Source organism: Pseudomonadota bacterium (assembly GCA_039714795.1).
Lineage (GTDB): Bacteria > Pseudomonadota > Alphaproteobacteria > JAGOMX01 > JAGOMX01 > JBDLIP01.
Genome location: JBDLIP010000014.1, coordinates 1 through 22645 on the forward strand (window position 1 = coordinate 1; position 22645 = coordinate 22645).

Here is a 22645-nt window from a genome sequence, read left to right on the forward strand (position 1 = left end):
ACTAATTGAAATGATCATGGTATCAATTTTTTAGAACCCGTGGACAAAAACTCACTTAAAAAGTCCTAAAATTTGTCCAGTCCATGGGGTGCAGCGCAATTAAAGACCAACCGAATTGATGGACACCTATTTATTACTGTGCTGGCTTATCACATTCTCCACAGCATTCGCTATCAGCTTAAGCAGAAAGGCATCAACTTAAGCTGGAATTCAATCCGTGCAAGCCTTGCGAGCCAATATCGCCTAACAACGATGCTGGAAAAAGACAACGGCCATACTATCCATGTCAGGCAGGCAAGCCAGCCTTCGCAGTGGCATAGAAAAATCTACAATTTACTTGGCGTGGCGCATCATCCTGGAGGAAGGAAGGTGGCGGTCATGTAGAGGGGGGCAAAATCTGTAGTGACTGGAGAGGCAAATTTTTAAAAACGATCCCTTATTTGCCAACGGTTTCACAGCACCGATCACTGAACTTGGGTTAATATATTGCACTATCTTGGACAAAGACAAACTTGGAGGAACCGATAGTAAGAGATGTATATGATCTGGACTCATGCTACCACTTACTATATCTACGTAATTCGATGTACAGATTTCTCGAATTAGGACACGTGTACGCTGAGCAACTTCCCCAGTCAAAATACGATATCGGTACTTGGTGCAAAACACCAAGTGATACTTCAAATCATATAGACTATGTGCACCATGACGATATTTCATACTCTAATTAATACTAAAGTATTCGCCTAAAGGCGAGGATGTTATTCCCATCCCACCTAACGACATAAAAGGACCAATGCTGAAAAGGAGATAAAAAATGACTTGAAGGTAGAAAAATAGGTCAATAAAATTTTGTTGATGCAGTGCTCCATAGACGAAATCATAGTGATACGAACAGGAAAAAAAAGTTCTTGACTCAGGTGCAATTAGAGAACCATCCCTATTAATCTCATTCTTGGCTTACTTTACCTTCTTTTCCAAAAGGCCGACCCACAACCACAATGCCTAGCTGATCAGGCTTAAGAAGCATTTTTGCCAGCTCATTGAGCTCATTCAAGGTAATGTTTTCTATAATTTCTTGCCGTTTTTGAAAGTAATTCACATCAAACTGATAGATCTGGTACACCTTCAGATACCGCGCTACAGCGGCAGAGCTTTGAAAACGCAGTGGAAATGAGTTGATCAAATACTTTTTGGCATTTTCAAACTCTTTTTGTGTGACTCCGTGCTCTTGCAAACGCCGCCACTCAGACTTCAATAAATCTATGGCCTCTCCGGTTTGCAGATGCGATGTGCCAAGATTCCCGGCAACGAGACCACTGTGCACACGCGGATTCATCCACGATCCAACATAGTACGCATACCCCTTTTTGATGCGAATTTCTTCCATCAGCCGTGAGGTCATACCGCCCCCTAAAATATAGAGAAGGAGATCAGCTGCAACAAAATTTTTATGACCATAACGCCACCCTTTTTGAGCAAAGACAATCGTGCTTTGAGGAATATCTTGCTCAACCAAAATCGGCTCTTTCCAATTTTGTGGCTTGGTGTTAGCAACCGAAGTCACAGGTTTTCCCTGAGGTAACTTTCCAAACGCCATATCCAACAGCCTTCCAGCTTCTGTAACGCTAATCTTACCTGTAATACCAATAATAAGATCGGACTTAACCAGGTATTTTTGCAAATATGATTTGATGTCCTTTTGCTTTAGAGAGCGGACAGATGCCTCATTTCCGTAAGTGGGACGTCCATAAACATGCTCAGGAAACAATGCTTTGCTTAACGAGCGTTGCGCTAGCGCTTTTGGATCTTTTTTGATATTCGACAGGTGAGTCAACAACAAACGCCGAACATGTTCAAGAGCTTGAAGTGAAAGATTGGGTTGAGTCAGGATTAAGCCAAGCAACTGAAAGGATTCCTCTCGATTGCCATGGATAGTTTGCAGGGTGCCTGAGAAAAAATCCAAGCCTGCGTTGAAATCAATTCCTATAGCCAGGTCCTGCATCTTGGCCACCAATGCCTTTTTATCCATAGGACCTGCACCCTGCATCAACATACTTGATAACATTTCGGCGGTTCCTGACTTGCCCTTGGGATCAACGGAACTGCCTCCAGCAAAGCTAAAGCTCATGGAAATAATAGGACTTGTGGAATCGTAAGTGTACCAAGCCTTGATGCCTCCCGGACTTGTTATTTCTTGCACTTTGATAAAAGCATCAGCTTTAAACGAAAAAATGAAGAGTGACAAACAAAGAGTTAAAAACCGTGTCATGCTTACTGCACTTTCTTGGTTGGCAAAAGGATAGCCGTTACATGTTGAGGATTTTTTAAAATTTCCTGAGCCACTTGTTGTACTTGCTTCAGAGTTACTGCCTTAATGCGGTCAGGCCACATTTCAACATCATCAATCGTTAAACCCATAGCCAAGACTGATCCAATCTCTCTGGCTCCAGCAAAAGCTGGGTCCTTTTCATAATCAAGGCCTGCCAACATGCGCCGTTTAGCATCACTGACGTCTTTTTCTGTCAATACTCCAGACAAGAAATCACTCAAAACCGTATCGATTGCACGTTCTAATGTTTTAATTTTGTTGCCTGGAGTTGGTTGAGCCGCTACTAAAAATACCGAAGGACCACGGGAATCTGGATCATAAGCGACCCCTACCCAACTGGCGATTTTTTGTTCATGCACGAGTGCATTATAAAGGTAGCTTGTGGCACCCCCTCCACCTAAAATAAAACTTAAAACTTGGATTGCATATGGTTTCTTGCCATCTGTTAAAAGATTTGGTGCTGGATACAAACGCTCGAACTTTGCATGCTCCACTAAGGGACTTTGCAAGACGACACGTTGCGCCACACCTCTATGTTGCGGTTCTTGCAAATTTTTAACCCTGGGTAGGGATGCGCCTTTTGAAATCTTACCGAAATGCTTTTGTACCAAGGGCCTGACTTCTTCAACCGTAATATCTCCTGCATAAACCGCAATTGCGTTATTGGGCACATACCAAGTTTGATAAAAATTCTGTGCATCTTCTAGGGTGTATGTTTCAATCTCATGTTCCCAACCAATGACGGGCCGGCCATAAGGGTGATGCCAGAAAAATGTATTCATAGTGGCTTCACCGAGGATTGCTCCAGGCTTGTTGTCAATGCGCATGCGCCGCTCTTCCAGCACCACTTTGCGCTCAACATCCACATGTTTTGGAGAGATTGTCAGCTTGGACATTCTGCCAGCTTCAAGCTGTATTACGCGCTCCAACTGAGTTTTGGGAACATGTTGATAGTAATAGGTCAAATCTCTCGAGGTTGCCGCATTTTGATTGCCGCCCAAACGAGAAATCACTTCCGAGAATTTCCCGGCTGGAACCGCAGATTCTCCTTCGAACATCAGATGTTCTAGGAAGTGAGCCATGCCAGATTTTCCATCTGGATCGTCCATACCCCCTACTTTGTAAAAGATCGTCTGTGAGACGATGGGAACTCTAGGATTAGTAATAACCACAACCTGCAACCCGTTTTCAAGGGTAAACGTCTTGGGGTGAAATACCCCTCTAGATTCTGCCCACGCAAATTCATCTGTGAGCAGAAAGCAACATATAAAAAGGCTAAAAGCAATGCGCCAAATCAAGATGCAACCTCAACTGATTTGCTGACATCTGATTTCTGACTTCTGGTTTCTGTATCGCTGGGCAATTCTTTACCAGTCAAACGTTGATGCTCTTCCTGAGGATCAATAACTTTTCCAGGTTCCTTTCGGTCAACCGAAAGAATATCTTTGATAAAGCTATCTTGTTGTGCGCTGTCGACGCGTGCTTCCCTATTAATCGTTTCACGTATTTGTGGATCACGATCCTCAAGGGCTCCTGCCTTTTGCAGCAGGGCTATTTCACCCTTGGATTTATCAGATGTATCAACAGCAACAGTTCTTGAAACACCCGACATAATGGCGTTACGGGCTTGGTCTTTTGGTGTAGTCTCGTGTGGACGCGGGGCCCCAGGACTTGGTGTTGGCAACTCTTTCATATTCGGTGGCACGACCAGCCCCTGGCTTGGCTGCACAGTAAATTCATCCGGGGTGTTGCGTTCAAGCCCTAAAGCTTCTCGAGTTTTGTCGCACCCTGTTAAAACCAATACACTTGCACTCAAAAAAATAAAAGAAAATGATAAACGCACCATTATTTTGCAACTCCTTTTGCTCTCGTATAACCCAAAACTAAGCTGACTGCTTGGACATAAGCCATGAATCCAGCAAAATCAAACCCACACCAACCGTTACTGCACAATCAGCGATATTAAACGTTGGCCAGTGGTATCCTACAAGATAAAAATCCAAAAAATCTACCACAGCTCCAAATCTCAGTCGATCAATCAGATTTCCAACTGCGCCACCGATGATCATCCCAATTCCGCAACTCACCATGAGAGTGTCAACTTTGGCAAGCCACCATAATAGCCCTAAGACGATCAATATGGCAATGCCAGATAGAACCCACGGCATAAATTCAGCACTTGAGCTAAACATACTAAAGCTCACGCCTCGATTCCAGGCCAGCGAAAAGTCAAAAAAACCAGGAACGATAACAACCCGTTTCAGATCAGACAGGGCATCTAACACCAACCACTTTGTGACCTGATCCATTATTAAGATCACAAACGCAATAATCAACCCTAGACGTGGTGGTTTCATTGCTCGCCTCTCACGAGCCCACAGTTTTGAAAGAAGCAGAACTTTTCTGCACAATTTTTAGACACCGTTGACACAAATCCTCATAGATAGGGTGCAGCCCTACTTCACTCAGTATCTTCCAACATCGATTACACTTGTGTCCTCTTGCATCTTGTACAACAACGCCAATACCTTTCCCATCCGAACCTTGATAAGCATGTTCAGGAGAAGAGCTTGACTTCAGCAAAACAGTTGAAGCAATGGACATCTCAGCCCAATCGATACGGTAATCCACAGTTTCATTTGGGTCATAAACTTCCAGAAGTGCTTGTAGGCTGGAACCAATTTTACCGCTAGCGCGAGCCAACTCTAACGCTTCGGTCATCGTTTTGCGAATTGCTCTTAAGTTTTGAAATTTATCAGATAAATCCTCATCTTTCCAAGAACTTGAAATATCAGGAAATTTTTGCAAGTGCACACTGCTATTTTTATCACCATAACGAGCCCACCAAGCTTCTTCAGCTGTAAAGCATAAAACGGGCGCCAGCCAAGTCACTAAACAATCAAATAGATGCGTAAAGACTGTACGCATCGCTCTGCGTGTTGAATTGTCGGGTGCGTCACAGTAAAGCACATCCTTGCGGACATCAAAATAAAAGGCCGACAGATCAACTGAGCAAAAATGATGCAAAGCCGAAAAAAAGGCTTGAAATTCATAATTTTCAATGGAATCTCGCATCAGCTGATCCATCTCATGTAAGCGATGCAACACCCAGCGTTCAAGCTCCGGCATGGCTTCATAAGATACGCGCTCATGTTCTGTAAAACCCGAAAGACCCCCAATCAAATATCGAAATGTATTGCGAAGACGCCTATAGGTATCTTGCTGATACTTAAGAACTTCGGGCCCAAGGCGTAAATCTTGGGAACAATCCGAAGCCACAACCCATAGTCGGAGCATCTCAATTCCCATTTCATCAGCAATCTTTATTGGTGAGACAACATTGCCAAGTGACTTCGACATCTTACGCCCTTGCCCATCTAGAACATAGCCATGGGTAAAGATCGCCTGAGCTGGGGCCTCTCCCCTGGTGCCACATGACTCGAGCAGGGAAGATTGAAACCAACCGCGGTGTTGATCAGACCCTTCTAGATATAAATCAGCCGGCCAGGTTAGGGTTTCACGTTTTTCAAGCACAAAAACATGGGTACAGCCAGATTCAAACCAAACATCAACGATGTCCTTAACAACGTCATAATCTTCTGGGTTATATTTGGGCGCTAAGAATGCCTTTGGATCCCCTGCAAACCAAATATCAGAACCTTTTTCTCGCACAGCTTCAACAATTCGAGCGTGTATGGCCTTATCTCGCAACGGTTGACCCGTTTGCCTATTCACAAAGACGGGGATAGGCACGCCCCAAGCACGTTGCCTTGAGATACACCAGTCTGGACGATCCTGAACCATGGACTCAATCCGGCGTTGTCCCTTTGCTGGGAACCAACGTATTTTAGAAATTGCCTCCAAGGTTTTTTGACGCAGATTTTGACTTTCCATGGAGATAAACCATTGCGGCGTGGTGCGAAAAATCAAAGGCGCCTTGGATCTCCAGGAGTGCGGATACGAGTGCTGAATTTCAGTATGGTAGAGTAAGCTTCCCACATTCTCTAAAGACTCAACCACCTTAGGGTTAACCTTGAAGACGTGTTGGCCGGCAAACTCGGGAATTGAATCAACAAAAAGCCCATCATCTGTAAGAGTATGCGGAATCTCAAGGTCAAATTCACGACCAAGCTCAAAATCTTCTTGGCCATGCCCAGGAGCCGTGTGCACAAAACCAGTCCCTGTCTCAGTTGTGACATGCTTTCCTGGTAATAGGGGAACCGTGAAATCATAACCCTTATCGAACAAAGGATGCCGGCAGCTGGTCTCTTCCAGTTGCGATCCTGGAAAGGTTTCGAGAATTTTAAACTTAACCCCTGTTGCGGCACTCATATCCTCGATCAGTTCTTGAGCAAACACCAGTTTCTCGCCAACCTTTGCCAGGGAATTTTCTCCTGCAGCTTCAACGGTAGCTACCACATAAATGACCTCTTTGTGGTAAGCAACAGCCCGATTACCGGGCAGTGTCCATGGAGTCGTAGTCCAAATAACAATTGATGTGTCTTTTAGGATTGGGTTGGACGTTTGTGCGATCGGAAAGCGAACATAAATAGAAGGCGAGGTTCGATCGTGGTATTCTACCTCAGCGTCTGCCAAAGCCGTTTTTTCAACCACCGACCACATTATGGGTCTTTCGCCCCTGTAAAGACTCCCATCAAGTAAAAATTTACCGAGTTCTTCAACGATCTGTGCCTCGGCCTCTGGTACCATAGTAGTATAAGGTGTTTCCCATTCACCCATTACTCCTAAACGTTGGAATTCTTCTGATTGAATTTTAACCCAATGATCAGCAAAAGTGCGGCATTCCTGCCGGAATTTTAGAATAGACACTTCGTCCTTATTTTTCTTGGCCTTACGATATTTTTCCTCAATCTTCCATTCAATAGGCAATCCATGACAATCCCAACCAGGAACGTAAATAACCTGCTTTCCCAACATATGCTGGCAGCGATTTACGATGTCTTTCAAAACCTTGTTCATACCGGTGCCAAAATGAATGTGACCATTGGCATAAGGAGGACCATCGTGCAGAATAAACTTCTCATTCTTTTGTCGCAAATCCCGCATTTTGGAAAAGAGCTGAGTCTCTTGCCAATGCTTTAGAATTTCCGGCTCCCGCTTGGGCAAATTCGCCCGCATGGAAAAGGAAGACTTAGGAAGAAAAACGGTATCTTTATAATCGCGTGACATGTTCTTAGGGCCAATCCTAAAGTGAATAATGATTGCTTAAGGGGCAGTAAAGCATACTTGAAGGATGTTATCTAGTAACTTGAGGCTCTAGAACTTGTGCAAACGTGTCAAGTTATTCAAACCAAGCTTCATCCCCCACGAGCCTTCATCCCGGCCATCCATTCCTATACCTGAAGGAGCTGGTTGGGGAAATGGAATCCAGTTTTTTATTGTTATACTGTGGAAAAATGTCAGGCGAGAATTCCTTTGTTTTACCCTAAAGCCGCATCTCCACTGCTTTGCGTTTGACTGCTTGGGCAATTTTTTCCATTGATCGCATCTCAATTTGCCGGATACGTTCGCGGGACAGTCCAAAATCTTCAGCAATGACGGACAGTGTAACCGGTTTGTCTTTCAGGTGTCGCTCAGAAAAGATGCGTTGTTCTCTAGGGTTTAGACAACTGAGAGCGTAATCAAGGAGCTCGCGACGCTTTACCCGTTCCTGTGCATCCGCTATTTCTACTTCTTGGTTGGTGGTTTCATCTTCAAGCCAGTCTTGCCATTCGCCACCGCGCTCATCGGAGACAGGGGCGTTCAATGAATAATCTCCTGACAAACGTTGTTCCATCTCTCGGGCATCTTTTTCAGGGACATTAAGTTCTCGAGCAATAATGGTATATGTTTCCTCTTCTGAAGTGTCTATTTCAAGCTGTTCCAGGCGTCTCCTCATTCTACGCAGACCAAAAAAGAGCTTTTTTTGTGAAGCTGTCGTGCCCATGCGCACAAGTGACCAGGATTTCAACACGTATTCCTTTAGGCTGGCATGAATCCACCACGAAACATAAGTGGAAAAGCGCGCCCCTTTTTCAGGGTCAAAGCGTTTCAAACCTTCCATGATTCCCACTGCACCTTCCGAGATGAGATCGTTTAAGGGAAAGCCATAACCACGATAACCAGCAGCGATTTTTGCAACGAGCCTTAAGTGGCTATTTACTAATTTTTCTGCGGCCTTTTCGTCCTTTTTCTCTTGCCAAAGTTTGGCTAGACGATATTCTTCTTCAGCTTCCAGCATAGGAAATTTATGCATTTCTCTCAGGTAGTTTGGTAAAGAATCTGTGTATTTCTGCTGCATATATCCACCAATAATCAATTATCTCTTACTAATAATAATACGCTCCTATTATTAATAATTTATACAAAAAAATTATTAAGAAGTAAACTCTTCAAGTAAGCTAATAAGCTTTGTCATGTCCGCAGGAGACTTGGCTTGAAAATGCATCTCATTGTTTTGAATTGGATGCATAAGGTGCAGTTCAGCGGCATGAAGCGCGTGGCGATTTTTTGTAGAGCCAAATTCCGCTGCAACCCTTTTAAGTTCCAAGGGTGCTGTGCGTGGAAGACGTCCGTAAACTTGATCACCAATCACAGAGTGACCGATAGATGCCATGTGCACACGTATTTGATGTGTGCGGCCAGTTTCCAGCTTACATTTCACTCGAGCGGCATGCATGCCAAAAATCTGCTTAACGGCATAGTGCGTACGGGCAGGTTTACCGCTGTGGGGAAGCACCGTCATTTTTTGCCGGCTCCGGGGATGTCTACCGATATTTCCCTCAATGACACCAGCAAGAGGCTTAGGGATGCCCCAAACAAGGGCTTCGTACTCTCTTCCCAGGCTGCGATTGGCCAGCTGTTCAGAGAGATTCTGGTGCGCGTTATCATTTTTTGCAACAACCAACAATCCGCTGGTTTCTTTGTCTAGGCGATGGACAATGCCAGGACGACGAATGCCTCCAATACCTGACAATTCCTGCCCGCAGTGGAACAGTAGTGCGTTTACAAGGGTGTTGTCTGGATTGCCTGGAGCAGGATGAACCACCATACCGGCAGGTTTGTTGATGATAATGATATCGGCATCTTCATAAACGATGTTGAGAGGAATGTCTTGCGGTTCAAGGACGCCTTCCTCTACTTCTGGAATTTCGAGATGGATTGTCTGATCTGTATGCACTTTCTTGGCAGGATCCAATGTGGGTTGGTTTTTGGTCGAAACATGGCCCTCAAGAATCAAATTTTTGATGCGGGTTCGAGTGAGCTCTGGGCAAAGAGTTGTGAGGGCTTTGTCTAAACGGGTCAGATCAAGCTCTTGTGGAATGATAATCGTTTTTAAAATATGGGCAGGCATCAGCTGTTTTTAACTAAACTTATACCCATAGCGCAAACCAAGACTTGTCAGACCTGGATTGTTTGAGGTGAGCGAAGCGTTGGAAGCGTGATCCAACATGACTGAAAGGGTGTGATTCTGGCAAAATTCAACGCCCAGACTTACACTTTCACGGAACAGTCCTTGAGATCCTAGCGCTTGACGTTTGGACGATTTTTCAGCAGTGCGGCCGTTGTGGAGTTCACCTCCAAGGGAGAGTTCGAGAAATATGGGGGAGTAAATGGCGAAATGCCAGGTAAGGCCTCCATAAAATTGGCTCGTTCCCCCCTGGGTGTTGATGCTGACGCCTAAGTGGGGGCGCGGTGACCAAATGTAGTCAAGGATGGAATCATCTGGAATTGTGAATAGAAGCTCTGCATTGACATTTGCTCCCTTTTCATAGCGTTGATCCAAATTGGTTTTTATGTCGTGATACAGCAGACCCGCGCGGATTTCTTCGATAGTATCAGAAGATTCACTATGTGCTGTGGGCGCTATAACAAGGGCAAAAAAAGCTGCAGTTACACAGTAAGATAGATTGGGTATGACCATAACTCCCTAATTCATAATTATACCGAAGCCGAATCAAACTGTTGGTTTTCCGATGTACTCGAAGTGCTCATTTACTCATATAAACAGCGCGCTTTGAGTGCGCCATAAACCTCAACATTTTGATTTAGCAAGAGTATATTCAACTAAAATGCTCCTGACTCTACCAGAAATTAAGGGGCTTGGGGAGTCCTGAAAGAAGAAATATTTTTTTCCTTATGCGTTCTGAGTTTCAAGCTATTTCTGTATCGAATGCGTTTTTAGCCTCTTGACCCAGAGGAAATGTCTTTATAATCTGGGAAAGATTCAGACGGTGTCGATTCGGAAGCATATTCTAAAAGCGTAGGTTTCCTGGGTGCTTAACCTGGGTGTTGGCTGTTTGCCGGAAGGAAGTTTGTGCTCTTGAAGATCATTTCGTCTTAAAAATTAGAATATTGGAGTATTTGATTATGTTGCGGCTTGGGTTATGGAACTGTGGGTGCTGTCAGTGCGCTAAGGGGATGCAGGACAATGTTTAAAGACGTTGTACAATTATCAGGCAAACAACGAGTTCATGTGGATCGCTCACGTGACCGGCTGTTGACCAGTTTCAGTAAGGCAACCCTTGAAAATCGATATTTATTACCTGGAGAGAGTTACCAAGATGCTTTTGCACGGGTGGCAAGCTACTATGGTGAGGATCAAGCTCATGCCCAGCGGATTTATGATTACATCAGCCGTTTGTGGTTTATGCCTGCAACTCCAGTGTTGAGTAATGGAGGTAGCAATAGGGGATTGCCGATCTCATGCTTTTTAAACGAGGCGGATGATAGCTTGGCTAGCATTGTTGATATTTGGACTGAAAATGTGTGGCTGGCTTCTCGAGGTGGTGGTATTGGAAGTTACTGGGGGAACTTGCGATCCATTGGGGAGAAGATATCTATCAATGGGACCACTTCTGGAATCATGCCCTTTATCCGTGTGATGGACACATTGACTCTAGCAATTAGCCAGGGTTCGCTGCGCCGCGGTAATGCAGCCGTTTATTTACAGGTAAGCCATCCCGAGATCGAAGAGTTTATTGAAATTCGTCGCCCCACTGGTGGGGATCCAAATCGTAAAGCACAAAATTTGCACCATGGAGTTTTAATTCCCGATGCATTTATGCGCGCAGTTGAAAACGATGAAGAATGGGCCTTGATCAGTCCTCGGGATGGCTCAGTCATACGAATGTTGTCAGCACGTGCTTTGTGGATTCGGCTTCTAACAGCGCGAGTCGAGACTGGAGAGCCGTACTTCATCTTTATTGATAATGTTAATCGAGCTATTCCAGAGCATCATAAGCTTGCAGGTCTTGCTGTTAAGATGTCAAATTTGTGTAGTGAGATTACGCTTCCAACTGGTATTGATCACCATGGAAAACGGCGTACAGCTGTATGCTGCCTGTCATCTGTGAATTTAGAATACTTCAATGAATGGCGCGATGATCCTCTGTTTATTGAAGATATTTTGCGATTTTTAGACAATGTATTGGATGATTTTACCACCCGTGCTCCTGATACGATGGCTTCAGCTCGTTATGCAGCTATGCGTGAGCGCAGCGTGGGACTTGGTATGATGGGTTTTCACTCTTTTTTGCAGGCCAATGAAATCCCAATTGAGTCAGCCCTTGCCAAAGCGTGGAATAGAAAAATATTTAAGCACATTGATGCGCAGTCCCAGATTGTGTCAGAAAAGTTGGCAGATGAAAAGGGAGCCTGTCCGGATGCAGCCGAATTTGGCTTTAATAAACGCTTTTCAAATACTACGGCAATTGCTCCCACGGCTTCAATTTCCACAATCTGCGGTCAAACATCGCCCGGTATTGAACCTTATGCAGCCAATAGCTATAATCACAAAACCCTTTCAGGTAGCTATAGTGTACACAACAAGCATCTTGAAAAGTTGTTGCAAGAAAAGGGTAGAGATGATGAGGAAACTTGGACCTCGATTACGGTGAATGAAGGATCTGTGCAGCATCTGGACTTTTTGTCTGATCACGAAAAAGCTGTATTTAAAACGGCATTCGAAATTGATCAGCGTTGGCTAATCGACTTATCTGCAGATCGTACACCCTTTATCTCTCAGGCTCAATCTTTGAATGTATTTATGCCTTCTAATATCCACAAGCGTGATTTACATCAAATTCATTTTCAAGCATGGCAACGAGGGGTAAAAAGTATGTATTATTGCCGTTCAAAGTCGATTCAACGAGCTGAAGTTGTGGCAACAAACCATATGCAAAGAGGGGTTGTGGCTGCAAACGATGCAGTTGCGATACAGCCCGAGATAAATTATGAAGAATGCTTAGCCTGTCAGTAACTTAGAGGAGCTTAAACTTTAATGTCATTGTTAGATGCAAATCCTGTCTACAAGCCTTTCCGTTATCCTTGGTGTTATGATGCTTGGCTCACTCAACAACAAATTCACTGGTTACCGGAAGAAATTCCCTTAGCTGATGATGTACAGGACTGGCATAACAAACTAAGTGCCCAGGAGCATCATTTGCTCACCCAAATATTTCGCTTTTTTACACAAGCGGATATTGAAGTTAACAACTGTTACATGCAACACTATTCCCGTGTATTCAAGCCTACAGAAGTAGCGATGATGCTTGCAGCCTTTTCTAACATTGAAACCGTTCACATTGCAGCTTATTCGCACTTGTTGGATACAATTGGCATGCCCGAAACTGAATACTCAGCTTTTTTGCACTATAAGCAGATGAAAGACAAGTATGACTATATGCAGCTCTTTGGGGTCGATACAAAAAGTGATATTGCCAAAACTTTAGCCGTTTTTGGAGCCTTCACTGAGGGCCTGCAATTGTTTGCAAGTTTTGCGATTTTGATGAATTTTCCTCGCTTTAATAAGATGAAGGGAATGGGACAAATTGTTTCGTGGTCGGTTCGTGATGAAACCCTACATACACAATCGATTATTCGGTTGTTTCGCACCTTCATTGGTGAATTTCCAGAAGTATGGACTGATGAGCTGAGGTCAGATCTCTACGAAGCTTGCCGCACAATTGTGCGTCATGAAGATGCCTTTATTAACCTTGCTTTTGAGCTTGGTCCGATTCAAGGGCTTACAGCTGATGAAATTAAAAACTATATACGCTACATCGGGGATTTACGCTTAACCCAACTGGGCCTGCAGCCAATTTTTCATATTCAAAAAAATCCTTTGCCTTGGTTGGATGCCATGTTAAATGCAGTTGAGCATGCTAATTTCTTTGAAAATCGATCGACTGAATATTCACGAGCTGCAACGCAAGGGTCATGGGAGAGTGCGTTTGATTAGGTGTTTGCACCTAGCAGAGCCCTACAAATTAGGCCGTGCAAAGCTCGTGTTCAGCGACAATTAGAATTGCGCATCAACGACAATTAAAATTGCGGATTGTCGTTGCGTAATTGCAACCCTTGCATCCCCCCTAAAAAGGGGGTGAACTTCGGTCAGAATTTCTGGCCAATAGGAGGGAATCAAGCCATTGTTAAAAATACGCAGTAGATCAAGTTTAGAAAATTCTGGATAGACTAATGGAAAAAATAATTGCCGCCATGCGCGCCCACCTAATAAGTTTGCGCCTGTGTGCTTCAACCTTCTCAGGCTTGATCCACAAAGAATAAAGCTTACTCCAAGATTCTCAATCATCCAGTGAACCTCATCAAGTATTCCAGGAATTTTTTGAACCTCATCAATAATAATAGGCTTATTGATACCTTTAGCAAAATGATATTGAATCTCTTCTCGTAATACAGAAGGATTTATCGAATAATTTAAGTAATTATTATGTATTAAAAAATCATAATAAAGACTTACTTGAAAATTATTCTTTAGAAATGTTGATTTTCCAGTTTTACGTGCTCCCCATAAAAATAAAGATTGATTTTGGGGAAGATCTATTTTTAGGTAACGCTTAAGCGCTTTTTTCCGTTGCATTGCATTATCCTTTTATCCTATCTTAACATCAGTAATTGTGTGATTTTTTAAGCGTAGAGTTTAAGTAATATGAAACAGTTGTTGTTGAAAGCTTTTTTGATCGTTTTTGCGGTTGGTTTATTTACTGGCAGTGCTACAGCTTCCCCAAAAATTAATCTTAAAAATTTTCCCAATGCAGCGTTGCAACAACAAGCAGCGGTTTTTTTTCAAGAGCTGAAGAAACAGTACGCTGAAAAAACAAACCCTTCTGATCTTTCAGACCTCCAAATTATATGTTCTCAGCTTAAGATTCGTGAAGCACTGGCGAATAAGCATACTTACAACTGGAGCAAAACTGATGAATGCCTGGAATCCCTCCTAACGCATGGTCATGATGATTATCAGACCTGGTTGTTATATGCGCTCTCTTTGCAAGCTTATTCTCCAACATCTAGTTTGCGGGTCAAAACGCTTTATCAGCAACAATTTGTGTTTGCCGCTACTCAAGCTTACAGTGCTGCCAAAACCCCTCACGAAAAGGCAGTTGTTTTATGGCTGGTGGGCGAAGTCTTTGCCGATAAACAGCTTAAGAACCGAGCCACTAAAATTCTAGCTAAGTCAAAAATTCAGGAGAAATTACGCGAAGCCATTGCCACATACCCCAATATATTGGCTCCTTATGAAATGACGGTCAAAGAGAAAACAGCAACGGGGCAAGTTTGTATCAAGTGGACTCACCCTCTCAACCGGCATGCAAACAATATGAAAGATTTCATTGAAGTCACACCTAATGTAAAAGATCTAGGAGTCAGTGTTCAAGGGGCTGAGTTTTGCTTGCAAGGACTTGAGTTTGGGAAAAGTTACGAGATTACCTTAAAACCTGGATTGCCTGGAATTCGTGATTTAAAACTGCAAACCACTGAAACATTAGCTGCTTACATCCCAGATCGCCAATCGATGGTTGCCTTTCGAGAACATGGTTATGTTTTGCCACAAAAGGGACCTAAAATTTTACCGCTGACAACCATCAATGTGGACAAAGTAAAGGTTCAGGTCTTTTCTGTGCCCAATCGCAACCTTAGCCAAGCACTCAACTCAGGCAAATTTTTAAGTCAAATCGATCGGTGGGATCGAAAAAAACTAAAAACTCAAGAAGCCGAAAGACTTTGGCAAGGTACCTTTGAGATTGTCCAAAAAGCAAATTATCCTGTCACCACTGGTTTACCACTTGAACAAATGCTCAAATCAGACCTGAAACCGGGTTTATACGTGGTGCAAGCTACACAGGATGAAGGCGAGCAAGAACGATGGAATACACCCAAAGCCACTCAATGGTTTGTAATCAGTGACCTTGGTTTGAGCACAATTACAGGCCCAGATGGCCTGCATATTTTAGTGCGTTCCCTGCAATCGGCTACCCCGCGCCGCGGTGTTGTTGTTAGCCTGGTTGCTAGAAATAACCGAATCTTGCAAAAACAAACCACAGATCGCAATGGTTATGCACGTTTTGAACCTTCCTTGATTGCAGGCATAGGGGGGAACAGCCCCTTGTTCATTCAAGCCGTTACATCAGATGCCAGCGATTTTAGTTTGTTGAATTTGAATACAAGTGCGCACGATATGACAGATCGAGGAGACAAAGGACGTGTCCTGACAAAAGGTCCTGATGCTTTTCTTTATGCGGAAAGGGATCTGTATCGCCCTGGCGAAGAGGTCAATGTTGTAGCTCTTCTGCGCGATCAAAAAGGACAAGCCATATCAAATGTGCCCATTGTCTTTAAGGTTAAGCGACCAGATGGTGTAGAAGTTCTGCGTAAAATTGTTGCTGATGAAGGGGCGGGTGCACACAAATTAAAAATTCCCACTTCCCCAACGAGTCGAACAGGAGAGTGGACCATTTTGGCTTATGTAGACGTGAATTCAGCACCTATCGGGCGATTTGAATTTAAGCTTAACGATTTTGTGCCACCGCAAATTGAGGTTAAACTCAAAAATGATAAAAAACTTTTAACGCCGCATTCGAAAATGCAACTTGGTGTTGAAGCATCTTACTTATTTGGAGCTCCAGCACAGTCCCTTAAAGTCGAGGGAAGTTTGAATCTTAGACAAGCAAAACAACCGTTTACCCAGTGGAAAGCCTATTGCTTTGGCCTAGAAGAAAAATCTTGGCAGTCCAAGCGTATCGCTCTTTTAAAGTCAAAAACGGATACTAACGGAAAGGTTCAATTGAACACAGAGTTGCCTTCCGCGCCAGAGACAACCCATATTTTGGAAGTGCACGCTGGTGTTACCGTGCATGAAATCAGTGGAAGGCCGCGCACAGTTAAGCAATCAATTCCCTTTTGGCATCAAAAATTTGCTATAGGAATTGCACCGCAGTTTAAAGACAAAGTGGCACCATATCGAGGCATGGCTAGATTTTCAGTCATTGCAGTTAATGCAAAAGGAATATTGCAAAACGTGCCTCAGGCTGCTTATAAGCTTTACCGGGAAAATGTGGAATACGCTTGGTTTAAAGAAGGAGCTCGTTGGAAGTATGAAGCCATTGTTACAGACGAAGTTATAGCAGAGGGTAATATAAGGCTGCATGCAAAGAAGCCGGCCAGTCTAAAAGCACAGGTCAAGGGTGGTCGTTATCGTCTAGAGGTTTATGATTTAGATGCAAACGTTGCTTCCAGCATTCGTTTTCGTGCTGGTTGGGGAAGTGATTTTACAGGTAAACGTCCAGATAAAATTGATCTGACTACAGATAAAAAGTCCTACAAACCTGGTGATAAAGTTGAGGTGTTTGTCAAACCACCTTATGCAGGACAATTGGTTATATACACGGCAGGACAACGCATGCATCCCGTTTATACTGGCGCAATATTAAAAAAGGGCAAAGCCTTTACGTTTCCATTGCCCCAGAATTTGGCAAATGGTGCAGGAACCTATCTGTATGCCACCGTGTTTCGTCCCTTTGATGCCAAGCGTAAGCAAAAAGCAGATCGTGCCATCGGTTTGCATTGGCTTGATTTTGATACAAGTGATGCACATCTACCAATAGAGTTGATCGTTCCTGAAAAGTCCCATCCAAATAAAACGCTTGAGTCAGAGGTCAAGCTTTCAGGAATTAAAGAACCTACTTATTTGACTGTAATTGCTGTGGATGACGGCGTGCTCCAGCTCACCAACTTTGCACCCCCAGACCCTCTAAAGTATTACTTCTCTCAGAAGGCCTTGGCATATCAAATTCGCGATGTCTATGGCCAACTGATCAATCCGGACAATACCAAACCTGGATCATTTCGTGTTGGCGGAGACGGAGGTGAGACCATAAGCCGATCTCTGGCAGAGCTGCCGATCAAATCAACGAAAATCGTCAGTCTGTTTTCAGGGCTTGTGCAAGCAGATGCTCAAGGCATGGCGCGGGTACCATTGCAGATTCCAGAGTTTGCCGGACGCTTAAAAGTGATGGCGGTTGCCTGGAACAAAACCCAGATGGGATCCGTCTCCAAACCAATCAAAGTCCATGATGATGTGGTGGTTCAGGTGACGGTTCCGCGATTCCTCGCCAAGGGTGATGAGGCAGATCTTATGGTTCAGTTACTGAATCAGGAAGGCGCGCCAGGCGCTTACAAATTGAAAGTGGATTTTGCGGAAGCGTTTGCTGAATTAGAGTCATTAAATTTTGAGTTTGAACTCGAGCGCAAGCAACAGTTGCAAAAACCCATCCAGATCAAAGCATCACAAATGGGAGTGGGTAAGCTGCTGCTCACGTTAACGGCTCCCGATGGTCAAGAGATTCAGCGCCACTTTGAAATCGGTATCAGGCATGCTGCGGTTCCAGTCACCAAAAAAGTGAATCGCTACCTGCAACCAGGAGAAACAACAACCTTTTCGATCAAGCCGAACATGACAAATGTGCACTTGCAAGCAGGGGCCAATCCGTTTTTTGCACGGTTTGATCTGATCCAAGGCTTGAGGGATTACCCTTATCGGTGCCTCGAGCAAACAACGAGTCGGGCTCTGGCCTTTCTGGCAAGCTTACGATTAAAATCTGGGGCGAAACAAACCCGTGATCGAAAAGCTGTGCAACAGGCGATACGTAGAATTTTTTCGTATCAAAGAATCGATGGTAGTTTTGGCATGTGGTCGTCTTATCACAACAGTGAGCTTTGGCTGACGGCCTATAGCTCTGATATGCTCTTGCAAGCCAAACAACAGGGCTTTGCATTGCCTGAAGTGTCCTTTAAGGCAATGATACGCTGGTTCAAACAGCAACTAAGTCGCTCACCACGTTCAGAAGAATCAGCCACTTATCATGCTTATTACCACTATTTGCTGGCCAAAAGCCGCCAAGGTGATTTTTCCAAACTGCGCTATTTTGGAAGCTTTCATCGCAATCTTTTGCAAAACCCAAGTAGTGCGGCCTTTATGGGGGCGAGCTTTGCCTATTATGGTGATTTCAAACAGGCGCATCACTGGTTTGAAAAAGCACGAACTTTGTTACAATCCAGCCCCATACAAATAGATGTTTTGGGAGATAATGACTTTGGCCCTGCTCAATTCTGCGATCTCGCCCGTTTGACAACATTGATGAGTGAGACGACTCAGGATGATCCCAAGCTTCCTGAATTGGTGGCCCAATTGGTTGACGTGAGCAATTCCTTAGAGTATCTGAGCACTTACGAAAAAGCTTGGTTGCTTCGCGTGGGAAATGCGTTATCTCAAGATGGGGAAGCTCTCGATGTGCGATTGCGAAATCAACCACTGCCTGTAAAAGTAGCAGATGTGTCTAATGACTTATATGTTACCAATCATGGTGCGCAAGGGGCTTGGGTCACGATGACGATGCACGTGCACCCCAAACCGATTAAGAAGAAAGTTGCAAATGGTTTGAGTATAAGCCGCGAAATTTTAACATTGGCTGGCGAGAAAGTTGCCAAGCATCAGTATAAACAGGGAGAACTCTATGTTGTCCGTCTGACAGGTGAATTGCAAGCCACGAATGCTCCACATACTTTAATAGTGGATTATCTACCAGCTGGTTTTGAGATTGAAAACGCAATTGTGAAGGGGGGAGATTTTGGTCCTTCTTTAAGTTGGCTTGGGGATAGGCTTTCATCACTTACATACTTTGAGGCACGAGATGATCGGTTTGTAGCTGTGATGCAGCTGTCAACTCGGCAGGACTTTACAGTGGTTTATCTGGTGCGCGCTGTAACCCCTGGACAATTTGTCTATCCTGCTTGTCGCGTGGAAAACATGTACCTTCCTAGCGTTTTTGGTCAAGGATTTGCACATAAGGTTCAAGTGGTGCGCTAGTGTTGTGAGATCAGGTCGACTGCAAAAGTCGTTTATAGGAATCTGTTTTTGTGTTCTCTGTCTGATAGTTACTATGGCAGTATTGAACACTCTGTTCCCACCAAACCTGGAGCGACTCAATGAGAGATCCACGGTTGTTTATGATCAAGAGGGCGAGCCGCTACATGTTTCTTGCTCATCCAATCAAGATTTGTGGTGTTTGCCAGTTAAAGCCAACCAGGTAGACCTTAATTTTCTTAAGCATCTTATCTTGATAGAAGACAAAAGATTTTGGTCGCACTGGGGAGTTGACCTTGGATCGATGCTGCGAGCATTGTACCAGCTGGCACGCAATCGCAAAGTTATCTCTGGAGCCTCAACACTTACCATGCAAACGGTGCGATTACTGGAACCACGCCCTCGAACAGTGACCTCGAAAGTGATTGAGATGTTTCGAGCCTGGCAATTGGAATGGCATTTCACCAAGACACAAATTTTAGAAATGTATCTGACCCTTGCGCCCTATGGAGGTAATATCACTGGGGTTTGGGCCGCCGCAACAACGTATTTTGGGCACAGACCAAATCGGCTCACACCGGCAGAATCAGCGATGTTAGTGGCACTGCCGCGTGCTCCTACGAAATTGCGACCGGATAGAGCACCACTTCGCTTGCAGAAATTACGCAACAGGGTGTTGCGCAAGTTGCACCAACATAACCTTGTGACCTTGTCCCAGATGCAAGAAGCACAAAATCAGTCGATTCCAACACGGCGATTTGCCTTTCCAAAACGAGTGCCCCACTTAGCAAGACGCTTGAGGTTCGCGCATCCTAAAATGTTTGAGCATCACAGCTTTATCGACGCGCAAATCCAGCAATCGGTCAAAGAGATCGTACGCGCTGCCATTGTCCCCAAATCTAGTGCCAGTATTGCCGTTCTTGTATTGGACAACCAAACACAGCAGGTGTGCGCGTATGTTGGATCGCGCAACTTTTGGTCAAAAATGAGTTGCGGTCAGATGGATTATATTCGAGCCATTCGCTCGCCTGGGTCAACCCTCAAACCGTTTGTTTATGGCATGGGGTTTGATCAAGGTCTGATTCACCCGCAAACGCTCCTGAAAGATCTACCGCAAAGATATGGAGCCTACGCTCCCAGTAATTTTGACCATAGTTTTCATGGTGAGCTAACTGTTGCTGAAGCTTTGCGTAAATCTTTGAATATTCCGGCTGTAACAGTACTAAATACTGTAGGCCCTCTACATTTTGTCTCGCACCTGCAGCAAACAGGAGTGCGTTTGCGTATGCCGTATCAAGGAGCTGCACCCAACTTGGCCATTAGTTTGGGTGGTGTGGGCATGAGTTTAGAGGAATTGGTGTTGCTTTATTCAACTCTCGGTCACCATGGCGAAGTTAAGCCATTACACTATAGTGATGAGGTAGCTTTTGGCCTCCATAGCCAGCTGTTAAGTGGGCAAGCAGCGCAGCATTTACGGTCGATTCTGACCTTAAGCGATCACTTTTCTCCGCTTTCGGCAGGACATCGAGGTGAATTTGCGTTGAAAACAGGTACCTCCCATGGCCATCGAGATGCGTGGGCCATAGGTGTCGGCAGTGGTTATACCGTAGGTGTTTGGATGGGTTGTCCAAATAATGCTTCGCTGCGGGGCAGCACCGGTTTGAGTGCAGCGGTTCCAATTATCAACAAGGTGTTTCAAGTGTTACCAACGCGCGTGTGCCACCCGGTGGTGGCCAAATCATCAAGTGATATACACACTCCCTATCAGTTAAAATCTCATGTTGTGCAATCTCAATTGAGCGTGCACCATATGCCTGAGTCGCTAACAATCCAATTTCCAGTTAACGGCACAGTTTTGCAACCCACAAGAAATGAATTGGGAGAGTTTCACCCAGTTTCTCTAGTAGTTCAAGGTCAGAAGGGTGAAGTTACCTGGTTGATTAATGGTTGTACAACTGGCCTGGTTAAAGAGCGCCACCGGATATTGTGGGTGCCACCAAGCATTGGGTTTTATTCGTTGGTGGCCATTGATGCTGCAGGGTATCAGGCCAAAGTGGAAGTGGAGATACAAGCCGGGTGGTGAACTCTTGCTAATAAGCATGAGTTTTGGATAAGGGAGGAATTTGAGGATGGTGCAAATCGAGGTTACAACCTCCTCAGCCGTCGTCCTGGACGTTGCATTTGGCTTACGGCCATGAATTCCAAATGCAACGTCCAGGATGATGGCCGCATGAGCTGAATGGTTACGCTTGGTTTAACCTGAGTTTGAATTTAATAACTATCGCGGGCGCATTGCTGCATTGTTTTGATCGAGTAAACTGGGGGCAGGTAACCGTCCCCGTTTACAGGGTTGCGGCTGTTTACAAATCAAGTAAATATGCGCTAATTCCTTATTTTAAACAGAATCTTATCTAAAGCCTGACTCAAAATCTATTTAAAATCAGTTACTGGAAAGGTAAACGTGCTACCCCCTATTTCTGATTCTGTCTTTTGAGATGGCGCCTTAACTTTATTATTTATATTCCGAAAACTAGAATACTCAGTGTCTATAACAGTTACTTTATTGTCTTTGCTTGCGATTCTTAAATTGGTATTTTGTACGAAATCAGAGTAACCATTGGTATATGTAAGAGCGTATTTTCCAGAAAAATCAACACCTAAACGCAAAAGGTCAGCATCTGTTGGCTTGTGGTCCCCGACAAACCGTGAAAATGAAATAAAATTATCGGAATTAATCGTAAAAATATTTTTCAATGGGTTATCTTTAGACTTCTTAATTTTTATTGTAATGTTTTTTGGCTGCCCTTTTATCATAAACTTTGTTTCAACAGCTCGAAATTTACTAACACTTGTATTTTCAGGTCTATGATTATTTATTGCCTTCTTAAGGTATAAAGCTCCCAGAAAGCGTTGCAGACCATCCTTACTGCCAACCCATTTTGTGTTATCCTTTAAGGTAATGAACCTTTGTGCGTCTCCCCTTGTACCAAATTTTTTAGTTGTATCAGAAACAATACCTCTCTCATTAATTTCATTCTCTGGCTTAAAAACTCTCATTATAACGGATTCTGTGGGAAAAGATTATATTCGATAAAAGTTGTCACAAATTGCCGATTTTTATAGGAAATATGTTTTTACAATTCTAAACA

15 protein-coding genes are annotated in these 22645 nt (G+C 44.1%); 5 read left to right on the forward strand and 10 right to left on the reverse strand.

Annotated elements, in window-relative coordinates; all coding sequences use genetic code 11:
- Window positions 1–72 precede the first annotated feature (72 nt).
- On the forward strand, window positions 73–384 hold the full coding sequence (locus ABFQ95_02165) for a hypothetical protein (GenBank protein MEN8236344.1): 312 nt from the start codon (window positions 73–75) through the stop codon (window positions 382–384).
- 565 nt (window positions 385–949) lie between these two features.
- Here ABFQ95_02165 and ABFQ95_02170 read toward each other — a convergent pair.
- The 8 genes from ABFQ95_02170 to ABFQ95_02205 form a co-directional block, all read right to left on the reverse strand.
- The gene (locus ABFQ95_02170; protein ID MEN8236345.1) at window positions 950–2272 is read right to left on the reverse strand and encodes a pitrilysin family protein; all 1323 of its coding nucleotides are present in this window, start codon (window positions 2270–2272) and stop codon (window positions 950–952) included.
- A gap of 2 nt (window positions 2273–2274) precedes the next feature.
- The gene (locus ABFQ95_02175; GenBank protein ID MEN8236346.1) at window positions 2275–3630 is read right to left on the reverse strand and encodes a pitrilysin family protein; all 1356 of its coding nucleotides are present in this window, start codon (window positions 3628–3630) and stop codon (window positions 2275–2277) included.
- Window positions 3627–4178: a DUF3035 domain-containing protein gene (locus ABFQ95_02180; GenBank protein MEN8236347.1), complete on the reverse strand. Its 552-nt coding sequence runs from the start codon at window positions 4176–4178 to the stop codon at window positions 3627–3629. The genes ABFQ95_02175 and ABFQ95_02180 overlap by 4 nt, the downstream gene beginning before the upstream one ends.
- A 37-nt stretch (window positions 4179–4215) precedes the next feature.
- Window positions 4216–4689, reverse strand: coding sequence for a signal peptidase II (gene lspA / locus ABFQ95_02185; GenBank protein ID MEN8236348.1), 474 nt, complete (start codon window positions 4687–4689; stop codon window positions 4216–4218).
- Window positions 4690–4699: 10 nt separating this feature from the next.
- Entirely contained in the window at window positions 4700–7522 is a 2823-nt protein-coding gene (gene ileS / locus ABFQ95_02190; protein MEN8236349.1) for an isoleucine--tRNA ligase, read from the reverse strand.
- A 256-nt stretch (window positions 7523–7778) separates the two neighbouring features.
- Window positions 7779–8633 carry an RNA polymerase factor sigma-32 gene (locus ABFQ95_02195; protein MEN8236350.1) on the reverse strand — a complete coding sequence of 285 codons (855 nt, stop codon included), beginning with the start codon at window positions 8631–8633 and terminating at the stop codon, window positions 7779–7781.
- 75 nt (window positions 8634–8708) lie between these two features.
- Window positions 8709–9686, reverse strand: a complete 978-nt coding sequence (locus ABFQ95_02200) for an RluA family pseudouridine synthase (GenBank protein MEN8236351.1) — start codon at window positions 9684–9686, stop codon at window positions 8709–8711.
- A 9-nt stretch (window positions 9687–9695) separates the two neighbouring features.
- Entirely contained in the window at window positions 9696–10256 is a 561-nt protein-coding gene (locus ABFQ95_02205; protein MEN8236352.1) for an acyloxyacyl hydrolase, read from the reverse strand.
- A gap of 507 nt (window positions 10257–10763) precedes the next feature.
- On the opposite strand from ABFQ95_02205, the gene ABFQ95_02210 reads away from it, so the two are divergent.
- Together ABFQ95_02210 and ABFQ95_02215 are read left to right on the forward strand one after the other, a co-directional pair.
- Window positions 10764–12593 carry a ribonucleoside-diphosphate reductase subunit alpha gene (locus tag ABFQ95_02210; GenBank protein MEN8236353.1) on the forward strand — a complete coding sequence of 610 codons (1830 nt, stop codon included), beginning with the start codon at window positions 10764–10766 and terminating at the stop codon, window positions 12591–12593.
- A 21-nt stretch (window positions 12594–12614) separates the two neighbouring features.
- Complete coding sequence (locus tag ABFQ95_02215) at window positions 12615–13574, forward strand: ribonucleotide-diphosphate reductase subunit beta (GenBank protein MEN8236354.1); 960 nt, start codon at window positions 12615–12617, stop codon at window positions 13572–13574.
- A gap of 60 nt (window positions 13575–13634) precedes the next feature.
- Here ABFQ95_02215 and ABFQ95_02220 read toward each other — a convergent pair whose 3' ends face one another.
- Entirely contained in the window at window positions 13635–14213 is a 579-nt protein-coding gene (locus ABFQ95_02220) for an AAA family ATPase (protein ID MEN8236355.1), read from the reverse strand.
- Between the two features lie 69 nt (window positions 14214–14282).
- On the opposite strand from ABFQ95_02220, the gene ABFQ95_02225 reads away from it, so the two are divergent.
- Both ABFQ95_02225 and pbpC read left to right on the forward strand, forming a co-directional pair.
- Entirely contained in the window at window positions 14283–19499 is a 5217-nt protein-coding gene (locus ABFQ95_02225) for an alpha-2-macroglobulin (GenBank protein MEN8236356.1), read from the forward strand.
- A gap of 73 nt (window positions 19500–19572) precedes the next feature.
- Complete coding sequence (pbpC, locus tag ABFQ95_02230) at window positions 19573–21579, forward strand: penicillin-binding protein 1C (GenBank protein ID MEN8236357.1); 2007 nt, start codon at window positions 19573–19575, stop codon at window positions 21577–21579.
- Window positions 21580–21926: 347 nt separating this feature from the next.
- On the opposite strand, the gene ABFQ95_02235 is transcribed toward pbpC, so the two are convergent.
- Window positions 21927–22553: a hypothetical protein gene (locus ABFQ95_02235; GenBank protein ID MEN8236358.1), complete on the reverse strand. Its 627-nt coding sequence runs from the start codon at window positions 22551–22553 to the stop codon at window positions 21927–21929.
- Between the last annotated feature and the right edge of the window lie 92 nt (window positions 22554–22645).